General features: G+C 50.2%; 12 protein-coding genes. 9 read left to right on the top strand and 3 right to left on the bottom strand.

The features are described from left to right. Window positions 1-101 precede the first annotated feature (101 nt). From DEF47_RS21715 to DEF47_RS21685, 7 genes are all read left to right on the top strand, one after another. Entirely contained in the window at window positions 102-2123 is a 2022-nt protein-coding gene (locus DEF47_RS21715) for a cellulase family glycosylhydrolase (protein ID WP_012189721.1), read from the top strand. Between the two features lie 78 nt (window positions 2124-2201). After that, complete coding sequence (locus DEF47_RS21710; RefSeq protein ID WP_012189720.1) at window positions 2202-3938, top strand: discoidin domain-containing protein; 1737 nt, start codon at window positions 2202-2204, stop codon at window positions 3936-3938. A 304-nt stretch (window positions 3939-4242) separates the two neighbouring features. Continuing rightward, window positions 4243-4755, top strand: coding sequence for a hypothetical protein (locus DEF47_RS21705; RefSeq protein WP_012189719.1), 513 nt, complete (start codon window positions 4243-4245; stop codon window positions 4753-4755). 789 nt (window positions 4756-5544) lie between these two features. Beyond that, the gene (locus tag DEF47_RS21700; protein ID WP_502697258.1) at window positions 5545-6408 is read left to right on the top strand and encodes a glycoside hydrolase family 19 protein; all 864 of its coding nucleotides are present in this window, start codon (window positions 5545-5547) and stop codon (window positions 6406-6408) included. Window positions 6409-6590: 182 nt separating this feature from the next. After that, a complete protein-coding gene (locus DEF47_RS21695; RefSeq protein ID WP_012189717.1) occupies window positions 6591-7484 on the top strand; it encodes a hypothetical protein in 894 nt (297 codons plus the stop codon). A gap of 49 nt (window positions 7485-7533) precedes the next feature. Then, a complete protein-coding gene (locus DEF47_RS21690) occupies window positions 7534-8100 on the top strand; it encodes a hypothetical protein (protein ID WP_012189716.1) in 567 nt (188 codons plus the stop codon). Between the two features lie 27 nt (window positions 8101-8127). Next, a complete protein-coding gene (locus DEF47_RS21685; protein WP_012189715.1) occupies window positions 8128-8523 on the top strand; it encodes a hypothetical protein in 396 nt (131 codons plus the stop codon). A 49-nt stretch (window positions 8524-8572) separates the two neighbouring features. Here the strand turns inward: DEF47_RS21685 and DEF47_RS21680 are convergent, their stop codons facing one another. From DEF47_RS21680 to DEF47_RS21670, 3 genes are all read right to left on the bottom strand, one after another. Next, complete coding sequence (locus tag DEF47_RS21680) at window positions 8573-8701, bottom strand: hypothetical protein (RefSeq protein ID WP_287045342.1); 129 nt, start codon at window positions 8699-8701, stop codon at window positions 8573-8575. 473 nt (window positions 8702-9174) lie between these two features. After that, complete coding sequence (locus DEF47_RS21675) at window positions 9175-9831, bottom strand: response regulator (protein WP_012189714.1); 657 nt, start codon at window positions 9829-9831, stop codon at window positions 9175-9177. A 3-nt stretch (window positions 9832-9834) separates the two neighbouring features. Beyond that, on the bottom strand, window positions 9835-11151 hold the full coding sequence (locus DEF47_RS21670) for a sensor histidine kinase (RefSeq protein ID WP_012189713.1): 1317 nt from the start codon (window positions 11149-11151) through the stop codon (window positions 9835-9837). 549 nt (window positions 11152-11700) lie between these two features. On the opposite strand from DEF47_RS21670, the gene DEF47_RS21665 reads away from it, so the two are divergent. Together DEF47_RS21665 and DEF47_RS21660 are read left to right on the top strand one after the other, a co-directional pair. After that, a complete protein-coding gene (locus DEF47_RS21665; RefSeq protein ID WP_012189712.1) occupies window positions 11701-24774 on the top strand; it encodes a LamG-like jellyroll fold domain-containing protein in 13074 nt (4357 codons plus the stop codon). A gap of 140 nt (window positions 24775-24914) precedes the next feature. Then, window positions 24915-25394, top strand: coding sequence for a hypothetical protein (locus DEF47_RS21660; RefSeq protein WP_012189711.1), 480 nt, complete (start codon window positions 24915-24917; stop codon window positions 25392-25394). Window positions 25395-25632 lie beyond the last annotated feature (238 nt).

Here is a 25632-nt window from a genome sequence, read left to right as displayed (position 1 = left end):
ATCGTTTCCGGAAACGATACCGAGTTATTCCAACAATTGAGCGCCCGACTTGTCCAAGCAGTGTTGTACGACAGGCAGATCATCGTTCAAGGAGGAACAGCATGAAAAAGTTGAGTAGGCTGATTATTGTTCTTGGTCTTATTTGTAGTATTTTTGCCCAACATTCAGCAACGCCCAAAGCCCAAGCTGCGTTTGGGGCTAGCGATTTTCTCAAGGCCAACGGCGCGACAGTGCGCAATAATTCTGGTAATGGGGCAATCGTCACGCTCAAAGGCACCAACCTCGGCGGTTGGTTGTTGCAAGAAGGCTGGATGTCGCCCTTGGGATATCCCGCTTTACCGCGCACCAGCTGGACTGCCAGCGGATCAGCTGGTGGAGCTGCTGCCGCAATCGATGGCAATCCGGCCACGCGCTGGACGAGCAACGCTCCCCAAGCTAATGGTCAATGGTTCCAAGTCGATCTTGGCGGCAACCAAGCCGTCGAACGGGTGACGATCGACGCTGGCTCCTCAACGGGCGATTATCCGCGCCAATATCAAGTTCAGGCTTTTGTTAATAATGCTTGGCTCACAGTTGGCAGTGGCAGCGGTACAAGCCAAGTGGTAACCGTCCAATTCAATAACACTCAAGTAACCCGCCTGATTCGCGTATTGCAAACTGGCTCAAGCGGCAGTTGGTGGTCAATTCACGAATTCAATGCTCAAATTGCTGATGAATTTAATTTGCGCCAAGCCTTGACCAACCGCTTTGGCACAAGCACTACCGATAGCTTGATCAACGGCTACCAAGATACTTGGATTCAAGCCAGCGACCTCGATACGATTAAAGCTATGGGCTTAAACATGGTGCGCGTGCCGATTCATTGGCTGGTGCTGATGAACACTAATGGCACGATGAAATCGGATACTGAATCGTTCCGCAAGCTCGATTGGCTGATTAGTGAAAGTAGCAAGCGCAATTTATATGTGATGCTCGATTTGCATGGCGCTCCTGGTGCTGCTTGTCCATGGCATTCATGTGGTCAAACTGGCACCAACCAACTCTGGACTAACCCAACCTACCAAAATTGGACGGTGCAAATTTGGGAACGCTTGGCGACACGCTATCGTGGTAACCCAACTGTGGCCGCCTACGATTTGCTCAACGAGCCATTGCTGAGCAACGGCGCAGCCGAAAACGAGCAACAGGTGCGCCAAAAATTTGATTTCTTTGATCGTTTGTATGATGCTGTTCGCGCCAAAGACCCCGATCATATGATTGTGATGGCAGCTTTCTATGATTGGTACCAAGCGTTATCGCCTGCAACCTATGGCTGGACGAATGTGATGTATCAATTACACCACTACAACTTTGATACGGTCACTGATTGGAATGTAACCAATAATTTCATTCAAAGTGCCTTGGATAAATACGCCACCTTCACCAAGGATTGGAATGTGCCTGGCTTTGCTGGCGAATATTGGTTCTCAACTCACTACGATCTGTATGAAAAATTTATGTCTGGCTTGAATGCCTTGAATGTTTCATGGACCAACTGGACATACAAGGTCAATGGCGGCGGCAACTGGGGCTTCTATCAAAACAATACCCAAGCCGTACCAGATCTATTAAATGATAGTGCTGCCACGATCGCCGATAAATGGTCACGCTTCAGCACCAATTATTTCCAACCAAACACCCAGTTTCAAAATACGGTGCGAGCTTATGCGCCGGAAGGTTCGTGGGTTGCGCTACAAGCTGGAGCCAATAATAGCTATGTTAGCGCCGATAACTATGGCAACAATCCCTTGGTTGCCAATCGCCCAAGCATCCAAGGCTGGGAAAAATTCCGCATGATCACGAATCCCGATGGGACGGTTTCGTTTATGTCGCTGGCCAACAACAAATATGTGGCCGCCGATTTGAACAACGGTGGGCGCTTGATCGCCCAATCACGCGGGGTATTGGGCTGGGAAAAATTCCGCCGCGTTGATCTTGGCAACGGAACCTTTGGCCTCCAAGCAATCGCTAACAATAAATATGTCACCACTGATCTGAATAGTGGCTCGCCTATGTTGATTGCCAATCGCGATGCGATCGGCGGCGCATGGGAAGCCTTCACCTTCGTTGCGACTGCTCCATAGCAGTAGCCTCCTCGCAAGCGCCACCAATGAGCCGATTGGTGGCGCTTCCCCACCTATTAATTAAAGGAGTAGCTGATAATGAATCGTCAACGCGCCTTGAGCATGAAGGTTTATTTGCTGTTGGCTCTGATCATGCTGGCTGGGAGTTTTGGTGCTGGATTTGATCAACCCAAATCAGCCCAAGCCCAAATCGCCTATAAAATTGTGGGCTATTTGCCATCGTGGCAAGGCAGTGTCAACGGCACTCAAATTGATAAACTGACCCACATTAACTATGCTTTTCTGTTGCCCAACAACGATGGCAGCCTCAAGCCAATCGAAAACTCCAGCAAATTGCAAGAGTTGGTATCGGTCGCTCATAGCAAAAACAAAAAAGTGCTAATTTCAGTTGGTGGCTGGAACGACGGCGATGATAGTGCCTTCGAAAGTATCGCCGCCAACGCCAGCTATCGCACGAATTTTGCCAATAACCTCAATAATTTCGTCAACCAATATAATCTCGATGGGGTTGATATTGATTGGGAATATCCTGAGGCTGGCGATTTTTACTTTGAAACGATGTCGGCGATCCGCAATCGCATCGGCTCGGGCAAATTATTAACTGCGGCAGTCGCTGCAACCAATGCTGGCGGCTCAGGCGTAACTAGCAATGCCATCGAAATTATGGATTACATCACGCTCATGGCCTACGATGGTGATGGCGGCGCTGGTCATTCGCCCTATAGTTTAGCTCAGCAATCGCTCGATTATTGGGGCACCAAAACTAGCAATAAGGCTAAATTAATCTTGGGCGTGCCGTTTTATGCTCGCCCAGGCTGGTATGGCTACAACACCTTACGCGCTGGTGGTTGCTCAGCCGATAGCGATAGCTGCTGGTATGGCGGCGCAACCCAATACTACACGGGCCGCCCAACCATGCGCGCCAAAATCGATTTGATGAAAAGCAAGGGCGGCGGTGGGATTATGATTTGGGAATTGAGCCAAGATACGGCTGTTACCAGCAGCGATTCCTTGCTCAAAACCATTGCCGATCAGCTTGGCACACCCAGCACGCCAACTGGCAATTTAGCCCTGAACAAAGCCGCTACTGCTTCATCAACCGAAAATAGCAGCTATGGCGCAAATCTCGCGTTCGATGGCAACAGCTCCACCCGTTGGTCGAGCACATGGAGCGATCCACAATGGCTACAGGTTGATTTAGGCGCGGTGTATGCGATCAAACAAGTGGTTTTAAAATGGGAAGCCGCCTTTGGCCGCGCCTATCAAGTGCAAGTTTCCAACGATGGCAATACCTGGCGCTCGATCTATAGTACAACCAATAGCGATGGCGCAACCGATGATTTAGCAGTTTCCGGCATTGGGCGCTATCTGCGCGTCTACGCCACAACTCGCGCCACCGAGTGGGGCTACTCGCTCTGGGAAGTCGAGGTTTATGGCAATGCGTTGGCAACCAGCGCTTCATCGACCGAAGCAGGCGGCAGCACGACCAACGCGATTGATACTAACGGCACTACTCGTTGGAGCGCAGGCTTGCCCCAAGCAGCAGGCCAGTGGTATCGGGTCGATTTTGGCAATAACCAAAGTTTCAGCCAAATCACGCTTGATGCAGGCCCATCCTACGGCGATTATCCACGCAACTTCCAAGTGCAAGTTTCCAACGATGGCAATAGCTGGGCAACCGTAGCTACTGCCACTGGTACAACCCAAGCAGTAACCGTCAACTTCGCTGCTCAAAATAGCCGTTATCTGCGGGTATGGCTCACCAGCACTGGCGGCGGCAGTTGGTGGTCGATCCACGAATTAACCGTGCGCTAAACTCCGAGGGGTCAGCAGTCAGGAGCCAGAGGTCAGGGTTGATATTTTATTAACCACGAAGAGCGCGAAGGTCACGAAGCTATCGTGATTAATTTAACCACGAAGAGCACGAAGGTATTGATCCTGAGCGATCTTCGTGCTCTTCGTGGTTAAATTGCATTCCTCGTCGTTTCATGGCTCTCCACATCTGCGTTAAAACTCAATTCGCTGGTTTACTGGTTTGGATCAACCAAAAACTTATTGGAACAAACCCATGCACCTCCGCGTTAGCACCAAAAGCTAATCAGCAGTTGAGGAGCGAGCTATGCGCCGATTTGGATGGATGCTTCTACTGATACTAACAGTCGGATGTAGTGTAAACTCAAAAAATAGCCAGCCGCAGCCAATTATCACTGAGACAGGCGAGCATGTAACAGTATTTCCTAATTACATTGCGATTGTTGTGCCTGGCTATGAGCTAACATGCTTAACTGATCCAGTCTTGTCGATTCAGACTGCTGATGGCTGGCTGCCGCTTGAAGATTTTATTATGCAGCCGCATTATCTTGATGATAAATTCAATTTTGTTGCTGGAATGTGCGATGAAGTTGGCTGCAATAAAATTAATCACGAACATCCATTGGCGATTGGTTTACCGCTCTACCAGCATATTGGCGAGCGCAAACATTTGCTTGATCGCACAGGGGAAATCAAAATGCTACCAGCCTATCGCATGGTCTCCCCAACCCAAACGGTCAAGCTTGATATAACCTATTTTCTCGATGACGCTTGTAGCAAACAGCAAACCTATAGCACAACAATCGATTTATCCAATTAGGTCGCAAGCTACTCCTCGAAGATATCGCGATTGATGCTCCACGAAGAGCACGAAGAACACGAAGCTATTGATCTTTGCGCTTCTTCGCGTTCTTCGTGGTTAAAGCCTTCATCTCGATTCCCCTCCAATCAAGCCCTAAGGTCTGCCATAGCTTAATCCTAATCAAGCAGAGCTTCCTAGTTATTTTTAATCATATTTATACTAATTTAAACTTTTTGTTAAGAAAAACCCTTGACAAGCCTTGTTTGCCATGTTAAGTTCTTCATAATTCCACTGGAATAACAAAGGTGGAACATACGAATCAATTCAATCCTAGCAACGTTGCTAGGCAATTGAAGCGTAGATTAAGGAGACCCCATGAAATTTCCACACCTGAACCCATCAAGGCTAAGCAAGTTGTTGTTAGCACCACTCTTGATTAGTGCATTTTGGGGCAGCATGGTCAATCCACAGGCTGGGATGGCGCGTCAATCATTTGCTAATTCACAGGCGAGCCTTGCTCAGAGTTGCAATTTTACCGATTGGGTTGCAGGTAAGCAGTATTACACGGGCAATATCGTGCGCTACAATGGCAATTATTATGTGGCTGAGCACGATAATCCCGGTTATGATCCAACCGTTAGTACATGGTATTGGGAGCCGACAAGTTGCGGCGGTGGTGGAGGTGGCGGCGGCAGTTGTAGCTATACCGATTGGGTGGCTGGCCGTCAATATTACACGGGCAACATTGTGCGCTACAACGGTAGTTTTTATGTGGCCGAGCACGATAATCCAGGCTACGACCCAACCATCAGCACGTGGTTCTGGGAGCCAACCACCTGTGGCGGAACCAATCCTCCACCACCAACTCCAACGCCACCACCAAGCACCTGTAACTACAGCGATTGGGTGGCTGGCCGTCAATATTACACGGGCAATATTGTGCGCTACAACGGCAGTTTTTATGTAGCCGAGCACGATAACCCAGGCTACGACCCAACCATCAGCACGTGGTTCTGGGAGCCAACCACCTGTGGCGGAACCAACCCACCACCAACGACGGGCTTTAGTTCGATCGTTAGTAAAGCCCAATTCGATCAAATGTTCCCCAATCGCAATCCCTTCTACACCTATGAAGGTCTGGTACAGGCCGCAGCCTTCTACCCAGCTTTTGCCGGCACTGGCTCGACCGAAACTCGCAAGCGCGAAGCTGCCGCTGCTTTGGCCAACTTCGCCCACGAAACTGGCAACTTTGTCCATGTGACTGAAATTGCTCAAGGTGAATACTGCCAAAATAGCGCTCAATGGCCGTGTGCCCCTGGCAAACGCTACTTTGGCCGTGGCCCAATTCAATTGAGCTGGAACTACAATTATGGATTGGCCGGCCAAGCATTGGGCCTGAATTTGCTGAACGATCCTGATCTGGTCTCGCGTGACCCCGCCGTGGCTTGGAAAACCGCCTTGTGGTATTGGATGACCCAACGCGGCCCAGGCTTGATGACTCCGCACGATGCCATGGTCAATGGCAATGGCTTCGGCGAAACCATCCGCAGCATCAACGGCTCGTTGGAGTGCAACGGTGGCAATCCGGGCCAAGTTCAAAGCCGTGTCAGTTCGTATCAAACAATTACCAACATTCTTGGCGTAAGCCCAGGCAACAACCTTTACTGCTAGATTAAGTGCATGCCAATCCGCCAGATCGATAGTGCTCGATCTGGCGGATTTTTTTAATCCTCGGTATTAAGATCGTCTTCTGGTGGTTGCGCATACCAAAACCTGTGCACATTCATAGCGGTTATGCTATAATTCGCGTACACAAAATAGAACATTTGTTCTAAAAGCCAAAGGTGATAGCAATGGGCTTTGATATAACAATTACGCGAATTACCAACCAACAACTGCTAGAGCTTGAAGCGTGTGCCGCACGCTTGCACGAGGAGAATCAGGCCAGTGCCTCAATTTGCGCGGCTGAAATCTATGAACAGGCTGATGATTTTCGCGTTGAGCACGTTTCTGATACCCCCGAATTGACTGGAAATCCATGGCTTGATGACTACCTTGCGCCAGCGAGCTTACCTGATCAGAGTGTGATGCTTGGGATGTCAAGTGGAGAACTGACTGATAATCCGCTCTTATCGTATTTTTTACCGTTTGAGGCCTATTATGACCCCACTGATCACACGCAATTAACAACCTCTGCGCCGTTTGAAGCTTATTATGCAGCCGCTGAACCAATCGATTATCCCACGTACCCTGATATTAATGAAGTATATAAACAAGTTTCTGCGGTACTGGAGCAACGTAAAGGCCCCGATTTAGGCTATATTGCTACCACGGATATCGACCCACAACAGGCTTATTATGCGTTGAGTGCAACGATACATCTTTGGGAACCTGTCGAAACGTGCATGGAAACCTTGGTTGCTGAACAAAAACTACCCGATTGGCCGATTAAGATCTTTGCTGAAGATGATCATCAGACTGCCTGCATTGGCGATTTACATTTTGTTTACAGTACGGTGTATCGTCTGCAGGCGGTTGAAGTTCCATTGTATTTGCATGCCCTCAAGCAGCTACCACCCAGATTGTTTAAACGCTATTTTTTTATGCAACGCCTTATGAATCGCGAACGGAATGATGCGTTGCTTATGCCATTTTTTTGTTGGGAATCGAGGATGGTAGAGAAATTGATCTTATTGTTTGAGCAAGCCGCTCGCGATCAAGATTGGTTGGTGTGGTATACCTGGTAGGTTGTTCGTATGATTTAGGCTGAAACGTTGTAGTTAGAGGAACTAAGGTATGGGTGTTCGTCAATCGTTCGTTCGCATAACCGCCGAACAACTTGCTGAGCTAGAGCAAATTGCCATCGAGCATAGTAGTTTATCATACGCAGAGATTTCTCCTCAACTGTATCAGGTGCTTGATCGACGTAGCCACTTGCAACAATATACAATGGTGCCATTGGATAAACTTAGTCCTGAGCAGGCTTATTACAAATTCACAATCGAGAAAAGCTATTGGTCGTTACTGGAAGACTTGATGGTTCAGCTTATTCGCGATCAAGTTGTTGATTGGTGGCCAATTCACGAGGACTATCCAGTTCATATTGGTGATTTATGGCCTTGTTACAGTTATATCTACCTTATTTTCCATCATGAGCTTGCGCCACTGCTGGATTTGCTGCAACACGTTCCCTATGAGCAGCTTAAACAAGCCTTTGATGCTGATTTTGCTGAATTTACCGATATGACGGTTGAGGAAAAACAAGGTGTTTACAATGTAGTGCTGAGTTGTCTTGATAGTATTCGCATAATGGCGCAACAAGCGCATGCTGCTAACGAGTCAATTATTTGGTATATTAGCTGAAATTATTTTTTGGAGAGGAACTTGATTATGAGCGAAGCCGCAAACGCCTACTATTTTAGTGAAGGCCAAGTTTGGCGCTACCATACCCGCCCCAACGAGCCAGAATCGGCAATTTTGATCAACAAAATCGAGTATCACTCCGGCTTGGGCGCGATCTTCCACATCAGCATTGCTGGAGTGCAGGTCAAAAATCCGCATGGTGAGGAGCCACTCACCCAGCTTGGTCATTTTCCAGTCGTCGCGGCTAGCCTTGAGCAAAGTTTAACCGAGCTAGTCGATACCAATGTGGATAACCCAAGCTACCTTGAGGGCTATGAATCATGGCGTGAGGCCTTCGTGCAAGGCAAAGCCGGGGTTTTTAATATTCCAGTTGAGCAAATTATCAGTTTCGTCGAAGAGGCGATTAATCGATCAGAGGCCTAGATTCGATCTACGCCCCTCGCCCTTTGATTGGGCGAGGGGCGTTTGAATTTTAGCCACCACCACAGCCGGTTGGGTCACAATCGGTTGGGGTTTCGCGATGATTGAGGTTAATTGAGCTTACTCCACCGGTCAAGGCTACCACAATGAGCAGCAACGAAATCCATTTACGCAATACCATAGCCTGAAACTCCTTTGATGTTGACTGCTACTTGATGATTGTATTCTCTTGATAGGATTTTTCTGTTTTTAATCAATCAAACTATTTCAATCAGCCAAGTAAACGATTTGCCGAATACCGTTTCAATTGACCGAGATCGCGCTTGCAAGCCTGTGAAATACCCCGGGATGTATTGTCATTTGATTGCAGTTCAATCTCGATGAATTGACTATACAAAAAGCTCAGGCGTGGAAATATCCTAAAAAAGGGATATTTTTGTTATCCCTTTTTTGCTGGGTAGTAATGATTTGATGGCTGGAGCTTGACTACTTCTATAGCGAGGAGGGTGTGAGAAATTGACGACGAATTGGGGCGTTAAATCAAAACGCTAGCCCCAGATTTACCCACATTTGTATATCAAATATGAGTTGGAGTTAGCGTTTGGATAATGGATCGTGGGGCGGGCTGTTGAATAAGGAGCATTGTAGGGATTTTTAATAATGGTCGCGCTGATGCAAGCCATGTTCCACTGCCAACAGAGCGGCCTGCGTTCGGTCAGCGACATCGAGCTTGGATAAAATGGTGCTGACGTGGTTACGCACCGTGCCCTCAGAAAGTCGGAGTTGTTCGGCGATACTGGCGTTGGTGTGGCCTGTGGCAATTAAATTGAGCACTGCCAGCTCACGCTCGGTCAAGCGGCCAGTTAATTGGCTGGCTGGTGGTTGATTGCGCGAGGTGGCAACTTGACTGAGCAGGCGGGCCGTCACATTGGGATCAACATAGGCTTTGCCCGAAACTGTGCCGCGAATCGCACTAACCAAATCGCTATGCGCCATATCCTTGAGCAAATAGCCTGCTGCTCCCGCCCGAATTGCCTCAAACAACCATTCATCATCGTCGTAGGTCGTTAATACTAAGATTTTAACCAGTGGTTGGGCTGCGCTAATTTGGCGCGTGGCCTCGATTCCATTCATAATCGGCATTTTAAGATCCATCAAAATCAGATCTGGCTGCCACGTTGCGCTAAGCTGCACCGCCTCGCGGCCATTGCTGGCGACGGCAATCACCTCAAGATCAGGCGCGAGATTCAACATGATCGACAAGCCATCGCGCACAACCGCCTGATCATCGCAAATTAATAGTTTGATCATTGCTCAACCCTTTGTTGTAAAGCGTAATTCGACCCAAGTGCCCAGCCCAAGCTGGCTGTTGATGCTCAGCTGGCCGCCCAACTCAGCAGCTCGCTCATGCATTCCTGCTAAGCCAAAATGGTCTGCTGTAGAGAATGATTGGAATTCAAAGCCACAGCCATCATCACGGACAACTAGACATAATTCGGTATCAATACAGGTTAAGCTGACATCTAAACGGTTGGCATTGGCATGGCGAATCGCGTTGCGCAGTGCTTCTTGGGCAACCCGATAAACACAGGTTTCAACTTCTAGGGCTAGGGGTGGCAGTTTCGGCGAAATCGATAGATCAAGCGTAAGCTGCGCGGTACTTGCCAGTTGCTCAGCAAGTTGACGTAATGCTAGGGCTAGGCCTAAATCATCCAACGGGCGGGCACGGAGGGCTTTGAGCGCTAAACGGGTTTCTTGCAAGCCATGGCGGGCGGCATCGAGCGCCGAATCTTGCAGCTTATGGCTGGTGGTCGGCTCAATTTCACGGTAGAGTTTGGCAGCCTCAAGTTGCACGATCAAGCCGCTCAGGGCATGGGCCAGGGTGTCGTGCAATTCGCGAGCTACGCGGTTGCGCTCACGGCTAATTGCCAACCGCTCTTGAGTACCAGCATAATCACGCAACTGCTCATGGGCTTGAATCAAGGCCGCATTTTGCAGCCGCAGACGTTGCACTAAGGCTGATAGCGCATAGCCAAACACCAAAAACGTGCTGGTTTGGACAATTGTGATCGCAACCGCTGAACTAAAACGTGGGGCACGGAGCAAAATTGGCAGCAAAATTAATGCCCCAGTTACCAAACAAAACCAAACCACCTGTCGCCAAGTATATTGCCACGCCACAATCACCACTGCCACACACAGCATCGGGCACAAACGCATCACGACTAAACCTGGCTCAGTGGTAATTGGGCCTGGCCCGCTGGTAATTAATGGGGTCAGCAGAATGGGCACAACCGAAATCAGCCCAATGATCAAGGGCATAAATACCCGCCCCAAACGCTGTTGAGCCGCATCCCAAGTTGCTAAACCAAACACAACTCCCGCCAAGGTGATATGAATCGCGTAGTAGAACCATGGCAAGGGGCTGGTATCAGGTCGCGACATCAACGAAACCCAATCAAGGCCCGTTAAAATTAAAAAATAGCTAATCCAGAGCAAGGCCACGATTTGTAGGATGCGTTTGATCGATAGGCCACCGCTGAATTGCTCAGCTTCATGGGTGTGGTTAGGGATGGGTATTGCTTGAGTTTCTGCTGATTGTCGAAGCTTAGCTGAATCTTGGAATAACATAGGCGTTCCTTGCAGTGCTGGTGGGTTATCCACTTCTCGTCACGAATTGATTTCAAGTGATTTGGTATGGCAACCGTTCCCTCACCCCCAACCCCTCTCCCACTGCGGCGAGAGAGGGGTATCATGCTGGGATGGTTCCTCCTCGCCTCGCTCGGCGGGAGAGGGGCTAGGGGGTGAGGGCATGAACATCGACTCTAGATCCTACCCAACCATTATTAAAACCTACCTTTGAAAGGAGGGGGCTAGGGGGTGCGGTCGTACCAAGCGTTGCAAAAAATCTGACAACCCTCAGGGCATTATAGCATGGTCGTTTGTGCCCTAGCAGTGCCAAATGTCACCATCCGCATGCCCCAAACAATGACAAATGTCATCCCCCTAGTTTCGCCAAATAATGACATTTTGCACTCAAAAATTAATCAGTGAAGCTGTATACTCGCCAAACATTATCACTCTTACACGATCATGCTGCTCAAATTGGGCTAGTTCTGCCATATTCAGCTATGGTGGCGGTTGGTTGTGTTGCGTCTCTATCACGGCTCTGGAGGTTCCATGCATATTCGATCATCGCGCTCGTTGATTGTCCGAGCAACTTGGCTAGCTCTGTTGGCACTGCTGATCAGTCCGTTTTTGCTTGGTTGGCTTGATCAGGCTGCAATGCCGCAAACGGCGATCGAACGTGCATGGGAGTTGGCCGGAGCCAGTGGCAGCTATCGCTACCAAGCGACTATCGAGCAAACAACCTATCCAGTTGCCGCGATCACGAGTGCTGGCCGCGAACCACAAATCGATCGCTTGGCGCTCGAAGGCCAAGTTGATGCAACCACGAATTATCTTGAAATGCAGCTTTGGAATAGTGCCGATCGTAATCCAGCCAAAGCCCATTCGTTGCGCCTACTGGATGGTAAGGTTGAGCAACGCCAAGGGCTAGGGCCATGGCAAGCAGGCGATCTGCAAGATCTCAACGGCATTGCGCCTAGCGGCAATTTGCTGAGCTTTTTGATCGGGGCTGACGATGTGCAATTGCTTGACCAAGCAACTCGCTCGTTTGATACAGCCGCTGGAGCAGCGCTCGATTTAACCCTAACCTACGAGCATTATGGCTTTAAGCTTGATGGAACAGCGTTGGCTGAAAAACTTGGGCCAATGCTCGAAGCCCAAATTCGCGCAAGCCGCAATATTCCAGCCCATGTGGTACTCGATGCTGGGCGAGCCTACCGCGATATGCAGGGCCACGGCGAAATTTGGATCGACCAAACAGGCCTGCCCCGCCGCATCGCATTAACCCTCGAATTTCCGGCGCAACAAGGCCAAGGTCGCTCGACAGCCATGATTGTTGGCGATTACAGCGGGTTCGATCAAAGCCGTTTAGCCTTGGCGACCACGCCTTTTAGCGCCAACCCAATCAATTGGCTGAGCTTTCGATTAACTGAACAATTGCCAGCTTTGCGCTTGTTGGTGTTGCAAATCGTGAGTATTGGGCTGGTGCTGGCGCTGATTGGCTGGTGGATGCGGCGCTTGCACAACCGCAAAATTCATGCCTTCACCGTGGGCTTGGTGATTATTTCACTGCTGACAATGCCTTTATTTCGTGCTGATCTCACGGCGGCCTTTGCTGCCGAGCAACAAACTGAGCAGGCTGAATACGACCAACAACGTGCGCAGCATGAGGCTTTGAGCGAGGCCGTCGCTGCCCAACAAACCAGCAATTGGAACCCCCATCAAAATCCGCGTAGCACGACCCCCAACGTTGCGCTGCCCGATGCCGATTTAACGGCGTTATTGCAAGCACGGCCAGAATTGGCGTTGCCAAGCATGCTGGCTTCAAGTGATACGACCGATACTGATGGCGATGGCTTAACCGACTACGATGAAGCAATTTGGGGTGCTTGTCCAAGTGCTAGCTCAAGTAGCAACGATTGTATTGGGGTCGCCGACTCGACTGATAGTGATGGCGATGGGCTGAGCGATGGCATCGAAGTTAATCAACTTGGCACTTTGCCCGACGAAGCCGATAGCGATGGCGATTTGCTTGATGATCAATTGGAAGTGGCGGGATTTAGCTTTGGTGGCACGCAATGGTATCTCGATCCCTACGCCACTGATAGCAACAGCGATGGCTTGACCGATGGCATGGAGTGTCAAGTATGGGTTGAAATTTCCAGCGATTATGATCCAAGCGCAGCCTGCCCCGATACTGATGCTGATGGCACACCCGACGTGTTTGACCTTGATAATGATAATGATGGGGTCAACGATGCGGTTGATAATTCGCCCAATGGTGTGATTGCCCAAACTTTCAATGGCGATACGCCACTTGAACTAAGTATTAATCAACTTGAAACTAACAAACCGGTCTATGTTGATTTTCAAATTACCCCAACCAATGCTGACCATCTTGATTATTTTGGCACGGTGCTCGATTGGCCAACTGGTGACAGTGCAGGCCAAATTCAGCGCCACCTGGAAACCAACTTTGCTAACACCGAAAATCTGACCTTGCGCAGCAGCGATACTAACGCTGCCAATGGCGATGTTCGGCTTGTGCCAATGCTGCAAATTCGCATGCCCTACACCAGTGGCCACTACGCCAATTTGCCAATCAATGCCAGCTACAGCGGGATTGATCGTAGTTTGGAGATGGCGGTTGATAACTGGCTCGATAGTAGCGCCATTGATCGTTATGATCTGAGTGTTTACGATTCAAACAGCGGCGATGGCGACCTTTTGGCCTATCTCCCAGTCAGTTATGTTTCCGATGAAAGCGATGGTGGAGTGGTTGGCTTTGCGGCGCGGATGTTCTATCAACCGAGCCAAGGCAGCAACGGTCTGGCAACGTGGGGCGCAGCCCATGAAGTTCGGCTGGTTTGGTTGGTCGAAATGTTGACCGATAGCTGCACAGACGACACCGACCTCAGCACCTGCGAAGACAGCTACGCAATCATCCAAACCTATTACGATGAGTGGAAATTGGCTGGCCTGACCGTGACCGAGGAGCATGGCACCGATACAGCGATTGTCTATGAAAATCCGACTGAGGATACCAATCTCGCGCTGGATAGCGATTTGTGGGTTGCCAGCTGGAACATGAGCAACAGCTTTTTGCGCGGTCGCGATTGCTCAAGCATCAATGGCAGTGGCACATGCAGCAGCAACGGCAGCCGCGATGTGACAATCAGCAATTTGGCGAGTAGCATTGATGGCTGGGCAGGCGGCGCGGCCAATCATAGCTTAGCAGTTCAAAGCTTTAGTTATGACCATAACGACGATTATGTTGAAGATTTGACGATCACCCGTACTGCCGAATTGCTTGATAGTGTGTTCACACCCTATGCCAACCAAACCAATCCAACGTTGTTATTTGCCAGCGAACATCGCAGCCGCTCGGTCAATGTTGATGACAACACCATCACTAGCGCCGCAATTGCGCTTGATTTTGACGCTGATACAGTGCCGTTGGTGACCGCAGCTAGCATGAGCTGGGCACCGTATCAATATACTGATGGCGTTTGGGGCAATTACGATCCTGAGCAATATTTGCTGCTGCTGAACACCCTGTTGACCAGCGATGAATTTTTTCAAGGCGATGGCTCAAGCACAAGCCTCGATGAAATCAGCGGCAAGCAAATTTGGGGCCAAAGTTATTATGCCGCTTTGTTGCAAGGCCTCTCGGAGAGCATCGAAAGCGATGGTGATCTGCTTTGGACGCAAAGCACTGAGGTTCCTGAAAGCGCCTATACCCCAGCTTGGCCCTCATCGACTCCCAAAGGCTTTACCTTTATTGGTTCGGCCTACCTCAACACAATCATCGAATCGGTGAGCAAATTTGCTAAATACAAAGCCATGGGCTACAGCGGCTATAGCTTCTGGAGCGTGATCAACCATGCCTACAAAAAGAGTTTTACTCAATATACCTTTTCCTTTGAGCGCTTGCTGCAAAACAAAAAGAGCATGGCCTTGCATGGCCTAATCGGCATAACCACAATTGGCTTGGCAGTTGGCGCAACCTTGTTTGCAGTTGGCTACCTGACTGGCGATGATACAACCTTCCAAGCGGGCATTTATATCCTGAATGCGGCCACGATTGTTGGGGTTGGCTTGTATATCGCCAATATGATGCATAAATTTTATACGCTCTACCAGAGTGGCATGGGCGTAACGGCAATTCTTAAATCGACCACCATGGCTAATTTTAAGGCGGTAGGTAAATTAGGCTTGGTGCTTGGTACAGTTGTACCTTGGATCATCTTCCTCTCGACATCGGGTAGTGTGCTTTGGAAGATGATTACGACTGGTGAGGGCGGCAGCATTGCGCTCACCGTCTATGTAGCCTACACCTTGGCCAGTACGATCATCACGGTGGTGATGTTTGCCTTGGAATATGTACCTGGTATCGGCCAAATCTTTTCGTTCCTCTTCCTGATGCTCTATTTTGTCGATGGGATTTTAGCAATTTTTGGCGTGCGCACGGTGCAAGATCGCATGACTGAAGCGCTTGCCAAGCTGCTCTACGATGTTGATATTGTAATTAAAAATATGGATTCCTCCGATCGCTTGGCGATCGATATTGTAGATCGCAGTTTGGCCGAGCCTGAAGATGGCTTTGTGGTCTCCAACAGCATCACCTACACGATGCGCGTGACCAATACGTTGTTGTATGGCACGCAATATTCAGCGTCCGATGCCAATAAAGCCTCGTTCCTGTATACCCTCGACGATGAACCAGTTGATTATCACGATCAAATTAGCAAAGGCGATATGCGCGGCGATTGGGATGCGATTGGCGGGCACAAAATTCGCTTGAGCAGAACGATCGTTTCGGTCGATGCCTTGGATTTGGATCGAGTTGGCACGGGGATTAATCGCTCGCTTGATGGCTTACTCTATTTGAATGAAGCCTATCAACTGCCCTACACTGGTTGCTGGCTTGATGCCTTTAGTTGTAGCACCGAAACCTATGGCGGCTCCAGCGAATTGAATATTGGTGCAAGCGAAACGCTGGATATACTCCCGTCCACGCTGAGCGAATTCTATGCAATGGAGTGGAATGATCGCGGCCAGTTGAGTTTCCCCAGCCAGCGTGATCACGATGGCGATGGGCTGTTCAGTGTTGATGCGGGTGGAGTTGACCCCGATGATTTGACCCGCGATGCTGATGCGGATTTGTTGCTCGATACCTACGAATTGGCCCAGGGCACTGATCCTGAAGCAATCGATACTGATGGCGATGGGCTTGATGATGCCCGCGAATTGAGCCTTGGCACCAATCCGTTGCTCAACGATAGCGATGGCGATGGGCTTGATGATGGCACTGAAAGCACAACTGGTTGGTTGATTAGCTACAACGATGATGCGGGCAATCGCAGCTATACCCGCGTTTGGTCAAACCCCAATGTTGGCGACATTGACGACGACGGCTTGAACGATTTGCAAGAATTCGTCTATGGATTCAACCCGTGGGTCGCCACTGATGCCTCGTTGATTGATAACTTGGTGCAATTTGCCGACATGGACGTGAGCGAGCGCGATGCCGCCGCAGTATTGCTACGCTTTGAGGAAAGTGCCGATGCAAGCGTATTTGCCAATAGCGCTAGCTCCAACAATTTTAGTTGCGCCAGCACGACAACTTGCCCAATCGCGGCGCAAACTGGGCGGTATGGCAATGCGGCCAGCTTCGATGGCCTAAACGATTATCTACAAGCCAGCCTGAGCCTTGCGCCAACAGCCTATACCCAAGCAGTTTGGGTCTATCCAACCAGCACTGATAGCAATTTCCATGGAATTGTGGGCTATGATGGCGGGATTTTGGCGCAACGAGCACCCAGCATCTACATGTTTCAGGCTGGACGGGTGCAAGTTGGCTTCGGCGATGGCACGAATTGGAACAGTTTATCAACCAGCGGAGTGGTGCTGAGCAGCAACACCTGGAGCCACATCGCCACAACGTTCGATGGCACGACCATGCGTTTGTATATCAACGGGGTTGAGCAAGCCAATTCGGCGGCTGCCGCTGGCAAAGTGCCCTATCCAATTGATACCTTGCGGGTTGGTCGCATCGACAACTATTTTCAAGGTTCAATCGACGAAGTAAGCCTGTTTGAACGCGCACTTTCGGCCAGTGAAGTTGTAGCGCTCAAAGATGGCCGCTACAATCCCAATGATCTGGTTGTGCAGCCAGGCGCGGCCTTGAGCTATTCAACCAGCGTCACCAATACCCTGGCCACCCAAGGTATCCATGGCAATTTGCTTGGCACGACCAGCGCTAGCGATCCAGTCGTCACCCAACCAAAGATTGCCTTACGCTTTGAAGAAAGTGATCGAAAGAGCGGTTTTAGCCCAGCTTCGGGTGAGAGCGAAGCTGCGACCTGTGTTGGCGCAAGTTGCCCCGCTAGCGACTTGGTGAGCAGTACTGATCGCTCAGTGGCCTTCGATGGCGTGGATGATCAGCTGGCGATTGGCACGCTGGCCTATGAAAATGCCTTTCAAGCCTCAACCTTCTCGTTCAAAGTCAAATTGAACGCCCTGCCTAGTGCTGACAAAACCATGAGCTTGATCGCAACCGAATCAACTCAGGCCTATGGCTTGAACGTTTCGGTCAATAGCAGCGGCAAGTTGGTTGTGGCATTAAATGATGTTAGCCCAAGTTTGACTGGCGTTATCACCATGGCCACCAACACCTGGATCACCATCACAATTAATGTGAATGATAAGCAATTGCGGGTTTATCAGAATGGCTCGCTTGATAGTGGCTTGAACAACAATGTGCGCTTGCGTTTGGTGGTTGGTGCTGGCACGTTGGGCAATAGCATCGACGGCGCTAGTCCGCTGCATGGCAATCTCAACGACATCAGCATCGTCAACAATAATGCTGAGACCGTATTTGCGTTTGGCTTTGACGAACATAATACCAACAGCCTGCGCACCAGTTTCGCCAACACCGCCAGTGGTGGCAGCATCGTCAGCTGTGCCTCAACCGCAACCTGCCCAAGTTTGACCGCAGGTGCGACCCACGAAGGCCTGCTTTTTGATGGCAGCGACGATTATTTACCACTGCCCGCAACAGCAAGTAGCGCGGCTGGGACAAGTGGCTCATTTAGCTTCAAACTGAAATTGAGTGCCCTGCCAGCCAGCGGCTCCTACTATTATTTGCTTGATAATGCTTGTTCTAGCTCAGCCGGAGCAGGCTACTGTTTACGCGCCTATATCGACTCAGCGGGCTTGGTTACGCTCGGCCTGATCAACCGTACTTCGAGCAGCGTGGCGTTTGGCCCATTCTCGACGACTGCTGCTGGTGGTTTTAGCGGCAAGCTTGGCAGTTGGGTCTCCGTGACAATCAGCTGGAGCTTGGCGGCAGCGGCTGGCTCAACCAGCAATTTCGCAATTGCCACAACCCACAATGGCTCAACTATCACCGCAACCAGCAGCGGCACCAGCACCTACTGGCCATTGATCACGACCGATAGTAATGCGCGATTTGGTCGCCGCGTTGGTGGCACGTTGCCGCTCAAGGGTGCGCTTGATGATCTGGTGGCAACCAGCTATAACCTAAGTTTTGACCAACCAAGCTTTAATGTCGAGCAAATCAATCGGGTTAATGATGGGCGGGTCGCAGCTTGTGCCGCTTTCTACAATTGCCCCACATCAAGCAGCGCTGGCAAATTTGGGGCAGCCCTCAATTTCGATGGCAGTGACGATTATTTGCTGCTTGATCATACGGTTGGCGATGATTTTACAATTGCCTTTTGGATGCAATCGAGCCAAACCACGGGCAGCGCTAGCGCTTGGTGGCAGGGCAATGGCTTAATCGATGGCGAAGTTGCTGGTAATGCCAATGACTTTGGGATTAGCCTCGGTGATGGCGGCAAAGTGCTGTTTGGGATTGGGAATCCTGCGGCCAGCGATACAACCCTCAAAGGCGGGAGTGTCGCCGATGGCACTTGGCATCATGTGGTGGCGACCCGCGTCAAGCAAACTGGCGCAATGCGTTTGTATGTTGATGGCGTGCTCGTCGCTAGTGGCACAGGCAATACTGCTAGCCTGAGTGCACCACCCTATCTGCGCATCGGTATGATCCAAACTGGCTACAACGCCTATGCTGGCTTGCTCGATGAAATTGTGATTGTGCCAGCAGCGGTCGATCTGGCTGGGGCTAAATTGCTGATGCAAACCACCTATCCAATCATCGACATTACCGAAGCTGTTACAACCTTCCAATTAAATGCGCTTTCGGCTAGCAGCATCAGCGCCATCGCCAACGTCAGCAGTAATGCCGTCACGAGCCGGCATAGCTTTACCCAAGAAGTTGAGGCGGCGATCGATTTACAATCGGCGATTGATTATCCGGTGACTGATAGCAATGCTGCCAGCTTGCCAATCTTGTTGCCGTTTGAGGAAGTTCCAGGCGAAACCAACTTTAGCAACTATGGCACAGTCACAGGCTATAGCCAAAACAACGAGATGAAATCGCCAACCTGCTATAGCTCAATTGGCTGCCCAACCGCTGGTTTGCCTGGGGTAGATGGCCGCGCCGCCTATTTCAATGGCAGCGGCGATTGGCTGAGCTGTACTTATTCTGGGGTTTTGGGCTTGCCCTGTGCTTGGAACGAAGTTAATATTCGCACGGTGGCCGCGTGGGTCAAAGCCGATCGTGGCACGATTGCTGATTTCCGTGGCTCGATCGGAGCCAACGGAATCGAGCTAGATTTCAATAGTTTCAAGGTGACTATCAATAGTACAACCTATCGAATTGCAATCGACTTGCCTGAAAATGAGTGGGTGCATGTTGCGGCTACGGTTGATATGACCAGCCGAATTGCCAAGGTTTACGTCAATGGAGCCTTGTATGGCTCGACCAGCCTTGGCAGCACTGGCACATACAGCGGTAGTTTCCCATCGATTGGGGCAAATCGGGCTGGAACCTTTGGCAACCTTGGAGCCGATGGCGATTTCTTCCATGGCTCTATGGATGATCTGCGCGGCTATACCGTAACGCTTTCGGCTAGCCAAATCAAACAACTCTACAGCGAATCGGCTCCGGCGATGGCCTTTACGTTTGATGCCGATGCCAGCAGTGCAAGCACAGTGATCGACACTTCAGCTAATAGCTATGCTGGCGTGTTACGCGGCTCAGTCTGCAACACTGTCACCCTGAATTCAGCCGATTTTGGCAATTTTGGCGCTGATGGGATTAATATTCGTTTGGAGAGTACCGATCAGCTAATTTTGAGTATGCCGCTAATCACAACCGCGTTGCAGCAGTTGAATGTTAGCGTGCCGATTTGTGGCATCGATAGCCTAATCATTGAGGAAATTGCCAGCAATGGCACAACTTCGAGCTATGGTGCGATTAGCCTGAATGCAGCGAATTCGGGGACAACCACTGATGTCAATGTTGGTTCATATCCATTTGACCATATTGTGCTGAATTATAGCTACGCCACGCCGACCAGCAGCAGCGCTCCCAGCCTGACCGATGGCAAAATCGGCCAAAACATGACCTTTGGTGGTTCAGGCGCGATTGAAGTGCAAAGTCCAACTGCTGTTTCAGCGCTCACCAGCACATTTACCTTGATGGGCTGGATCAATCCTGACGATGTTGCAGGCTTCCAGCAGCTGATCGCCAGCGGCACAGATGCCACAAGCAACAATGGGTTTAGCCTTGAGCTGAACGACGACCTATTGCAATTCCGTACCTTGGGGGTCAAGACCTACGCCAGCACTGCCAGCGTGCGAGCCGAAGTTTGGCAGCATGTGGCCTTGGTCTTTGATAGCAACTACGATGCCTTGTTCTATGTCAACGGCACCTTGCAACAAACGATCGACGGTTCTGCGGTTGCCAAAGCCAACAGCGACGATCCAACTTATATCGGTGGCAGCGCTAGTCCAATTGGCGTATTGCAAGGCTTTTTCCGTGGCCAACTCGATCAGCTTGCGGTTTACGACCGCCAAATGACCACTGGCGAGATCTATAGCATTTATTTGCGCGATTTACGCTGGTATAGCGCTCGGAGCACCGTTGAACTCCAGATTGATACTGATGCGCCAGCGATCGCCTTGCTTAGCGCTGCCGATTATCTGGCAAATCAACCAACAACCTTGGTGGTATCGACGATCGATGCGACTTCGGGCGTGCGCTTGCTGGATGTTGGAGTTAAACAGCCTAATGCCAGCAGCTACACCTGGTCGAGTGCTGGCCTGTGTGCCGAATCGCTCAGCGTCGCGAGCAATGCCGCTTGGTGCTACAACTTTGATCCAACGAGTTTGGGCGGGGCTGGCAACTATAGTTTGCAATTCCGCGCTGTCGATGCGGTTGGCAACCAAACAATCTCATCAGTCTATACAATTAATATTGATACAACCGCCCCGACTGCCGCCAGCAGCTATAGCGAAACCTGGCAACAACTGAGCACCAGCAACAGCGATGAGCTTGCTTGGACAGTAGCGCTCAACGGAACCGTCAATGATACGGGCAGCGGCATCGATCCAAACTCAGTGCAACTAAGTTTGCTCGATAGCACTGGAGCTTTGGCGGGGCTTGATCAGGCTCAAACTGCCACGGTGAGCGGCAATACCTGGAGCATCAGTTATGGCTTTGCCAACAAACGCCCAGCTGGTCGCTATAACCTGAGCCTCAGCGCTACCGACTTGGTTGGCAACAATTGGTCGGGAATCGTTGGCAGCATCGTGCTAGATGGACGTGCTCCCAGTATGCAGCTTGAGCCAAGCCTGCTTACATCACGGATTATCAGCACAACTCCTAATCTGAATGGCTTGCTAGTTGAGCAACCAGCTTGGGGCGGCGAAGTCGCGGCCTTCCACTTTGCCGAAGCCAGTGGTGCAACCAACTTTAGCGATTACTCGGATACCAATCTAGTGGCTACGTGTAGTGCAAATGCATGCCCAAGTGGTGTAAGTGGCCTATTTGGCCGAGCGCTCAACTTCGATGGCAACAACGATAACTTGACGATTGCCAACACCACGACCCTTGATTTGAGCGTGGCAAGTTTCAGTGCGTGGGTCAAACCAAGTTGGGTTTCGGGCACATTGGGCTATGCGCCAACGATTTTGGCCCAAAGCGCTGGCAGCAATAGTAATTGGCGCTGGCAGATGAGCGCCGATTACCGCAGCATGCAATTACACAATGGCAGCGCAACCACCAGTTTGCCACTCACCTTGGCCTCCAATCAATGGTCGCACGTGGCCTTGGTGCAAGCAGGCGATCGCTGGACTGGCTACTTGAATGGGGTGGCAATTGGCACGATCGAGCAAGCGTTTGGCTCAAGCACTGGCTTGCCGCTGCACATCGGTTCAAATGGCACAAGCCAGTTTTGGGCAGGCCAACTTGATCAGGTTACGATCTACGAACGCGATTTATCAGCGGCTGAAGTGTATGCCTTAGCCCAAAGTAAGGTCGCAGGGGTGAGCAAGGCCCAAGTTTGGCTAGCTCCCGACGAAACGATGATCCCAGCTAGCCCGCTGATCAGCTACGATTTTACTGAAGTGCGTGGCGCAACCAGCTTTGCCGATGCTAGCGGCAATGGTCATGGCGCGACATGTACCAGCTGTCCAACCGCAACCAATGGCTGGACTGATGCTGAGGCACTGAGTTTTGATGGAGTTAATGATGGGCTGAGCGCCACGATTACTAATAATCTGAGCTTGGCAAACTTTACCCAAGCCGCTTGGATCTATTCAACGGCAACCGATAATGGCTATCATTCAGTGATGGGCTATCAGCCAGGATCACTCAATCAGCGCCGCCCGCCAAGCATCTACATTACCCAGAAAACGCGGATTCATGCTGGGTTTGGCGATGGCAGCGTGTTCACATCATTGGAAACTGGCTCAGTCTTAACGCCCAATGCCTGGAATCACATCGCGACTACCTTTGATGGTCAAGCCTACCGCGTCTATGTCAATGGCACGGCGGTTTATACCTCAACTGCTAGCGCTGGACGCACGCCCTATCCCGTTTCCAAGCTGGAGATTGGCAAGGCTGATACCTATTTCAAAGGCGCGATCGACCAAGTGCGTATCTATGATCGAGCGCTTTCGGCCACCGATATTGGGTTGTTGGCTTCAAGCTGGACGAATGCCAGCCTGACCGAGACAAATACTGCTAGCGCCGACTGGAATTATCAAATTCCTAATGGCTTGCAAGGCTTATATAAGCTGAGTTTGCGCGGCACTGATACATTCAGCAACACCGAAAGTATCGCGACGGTTTGGCGTGGTATGCTCGATAGCGTTGCACCTAACGTCTCGATTAGCGCAACCCATCAAGGCGGTGGCTTTGCGGCCTCAACGGTCTACACCATTACCGCCAGCGATCTGTTCCTTGATCCAGCGACCTTGATCACGCCATGTCAAACTGCCAACAGTACGTTGAGCTACAACGAAATGGGCGGAGTTAGCTCGCTAATTGTGACATGCAGCGTTGTAGGCCATCAGCAAGGGAGCGTCAGTGCAACTATTCGCGATTTGGCGGGCAACCAAGCCAGCACATCCTTTAATTTGCCAATGCCGAACACCAGCCCAGCGATTCTGATTAGCAGTCCAAGCGGCAGCATCACTGGAACCGCGCCGATCAGCATTACTGGGGGAGCGTTTGCACCGATTGGGATTCAAAGCGTGGCAGTGTTGATTAATGGTCAAAATCTGAGCACGATCAACTATGGCGTTGGCATTACCAATACGCTCTGGGCCACAAATTGGCAACCGCAGGCGAGTGGCAGCTACACGATTACGGCGATATTAACTGCAAGCAACGGTGGAGTTTACACCGATACAACCACGATCAGCGTGCGCGAAGCCTACCAATTAATCGTCAATCGTGCAGGCACGGGTAGCGGCACAATTAGCAGCGAGCCAATAGGTATCAATTGTGGTGATGTTTGCAGCGTCTATTTTGCCGAAAGTAATGTTATCACCCTGACCGCTACGCCTGCGAGCAATTCAGTGTTTAGTGGTTGGAGTGGCGCGTGTAGTGGCAATAGCCTGTGTGTTGTGCCCATGACCCAAGCACAGAGTGTTACCGCCAGCTTTAGCCTGAAGACCTATCCGTTGGGCATTAGTTTTGCGGGCACTGGTGATGGCACGGTTAATATTCTGCCAAATGGGGTTAATTGTACCCGCCAAACTCCAGCTTGTTTGCTATTCTTCAGTGCGGGAACCGTGGTGACCTTGACGGCCACACCGCTTGCGAATGCTAGCTTTGTTGGTTGGAGCGGTGATTGTAGCGGAACTGCCAGTTGTGTGTTGACGATCGATCGTGCCCATACCGTATCAGCCCGTTTCGATTTGGTAACGCTAACCCCAACCGCAACGGCAACCAGCACATCAACACCAACGCCAAGCGCGACGGCCACGCCAACAACGACAGCAACCGCCACCGCGACGGCAACCAGCACGCTCACCGTTACACCAAGTCCAACCGCGACGGCAATCGCGACGCATACACCAAGTCCAACGGCCACGAATACGCCAACCGCCACCGCAACCGTGACAATCACGGCCACCGCGACGGCGACCGTAACGCCAAGTCCAACGGTCACAAATACGCCAAGTCCAACACCAACGCTGGGCGCAAGCGAATATCGGATTTATCTGCCGATTGCCATGCGCTAAAAGCATTTGCAATCCAATGATTGTTAGCCCTTCATGGTCGAGCCAAACCTCTTTTGGATGCAGCTTGACCATGAGGGGCTTGGCTTTAAGGGTTATTTGATACAATTCCAAGCAGCAAACAATTAACAAGTGAGGAGAAAGTGGTTGTACACCGATTTAGCTTATATCTTTTGATCTGGATTAGTATCGTTGGTTGTCAATCGGAGGCTGCTGCTCGATTGATGCCTCAGCCAACCCCAACGATACCAATCGATACACTTTACTTTTCGACAACCCCCATCAAGGAGGCTGGATTAATCGATGGCATGCTGATTGTTGCTTCAACCGAAGAACTCTATCGTCACTTAAATGAAAGCGAGATCCAGATTGTGTATCTTGATCAAACAACGGTTGATCAGATAACTCATGAAGCCTTGAGCATGATCTATCAAAAAAGTATTGTGATCGCAGCATTTGATATTCCAATCAGTATGCTTGCTAAAAAAGCTGGGCATCCTCAAAAAATACCCGATCTTGAATTACGCCAGCCGCGCCAATATATTTCAGCGATCTATCAATTTAGCAATAATTTAAAGAGAATGTATGGTGAATATACTGATTTTTTTCTATGCAGATTTTAAAGAAACGCATAGAATAATAAAATTACAACGCCTGATTAGTCTGTGCAGTGTCGGATTAGAACAACCATTCAAATGTACTGAATTTCAATAATATTGTGCTGAAACTGCGCATATTAATTGTTATAACCCATTTATATTTCAAGAGACGACTCGATTAATTGCTAGCTAGCTAGATTTATATAGTCATTACGGCTAGGCCCATCCAAAGAGTATGCTATAATTCGCATTTTGTAGGTGT

The organism is Herpetosiphon sp., from assembly GCF_003512625.1.
In the GTDB taxonomy this organism is placed as follows: Bacteria; Chloroflexota; Chloroflexia; order Chloroflexales; family Herpetosiphonaceae; genus Herpetosiphon; species Herpetosiphon aurantiacus.
The sequence above is the reverse complement of the archived record's forward strand: the minus strand, read 5'-3'. Positions and strand labels throughout refer to the sequence as shown.

Bases quoted from the DNA above. Each gene is read 5' to 3' on its own strand.
- DEF47_RS21705 (WP_012189719.1), top strand. From the start codon at position 4,243: ATGCGCCGATTTGGATGGATGCTTCTACTGATACTAACAGTCGGATGT.
- DEF47_RS21715 (WP_012189721.1), top strand. From the start codon at position 102: ATGAAAAAGTTGAGTAGGCTGATTATTGTTCTTGGTCTTATTTGTAGT.
- DEF47_RS21695 (WP_012189717.1), top strand. From the start codon at position 6,591: ATGGGCTTTGATATAACAATTACGCGAATTACCAACCAACAACTGCTA.
- DEF47_RS21710 (WP_012189720.1), top strand. From the start codon at position 2,202: ATGAATCGTCAACGCGCCTTGAGCATGAAGGTTTATTTGCTGTTGGCT.
- DEF47_RS21670 (WP_012189713.1), bottom strand. From the start codon at position 11,151: ATGTTATTCCAAGATTCAGCTAAGCTTCGACAATCAGCAGAAACTCAA.
- DEF47_RS21665 (WP_012189712.1), top strand. From the start codon at position 11,701: ATGCATATTCGATCATCGCGCTCGTTGATTGTCCGAGCAACTTGGCTA.
- DEF47_RS21680 (WP_287045342.1), bottom strand. From the start codon at position 8,701: ATGGTATTGCGTAAATGGATTTCGTTGCTGCTCATTGTGGTAGCCTTG.
- DEF47_RS21675 (WP_012189714.1), bottom strand. From the start codon at position 9,831: ATGATCAAACTATTAATTTGCGATGATCAGGCGGTTGTGCGCGATGGC.
- DEF47_RS21690 (WP_012189716.1), top strand. From the start codon at position 7,534: ATGGGTGTTCGTCAATCGTTCGTTCGCATAACCGCCGAACAACTTGCT.
- DEF47_RS21685 (WP_012189715.1), top strand. From the start codon at position 8,128: ATGAGCGAAGCCGCAAACGCCTACTATTTTAGTGAAGGCCAAGTTTGG.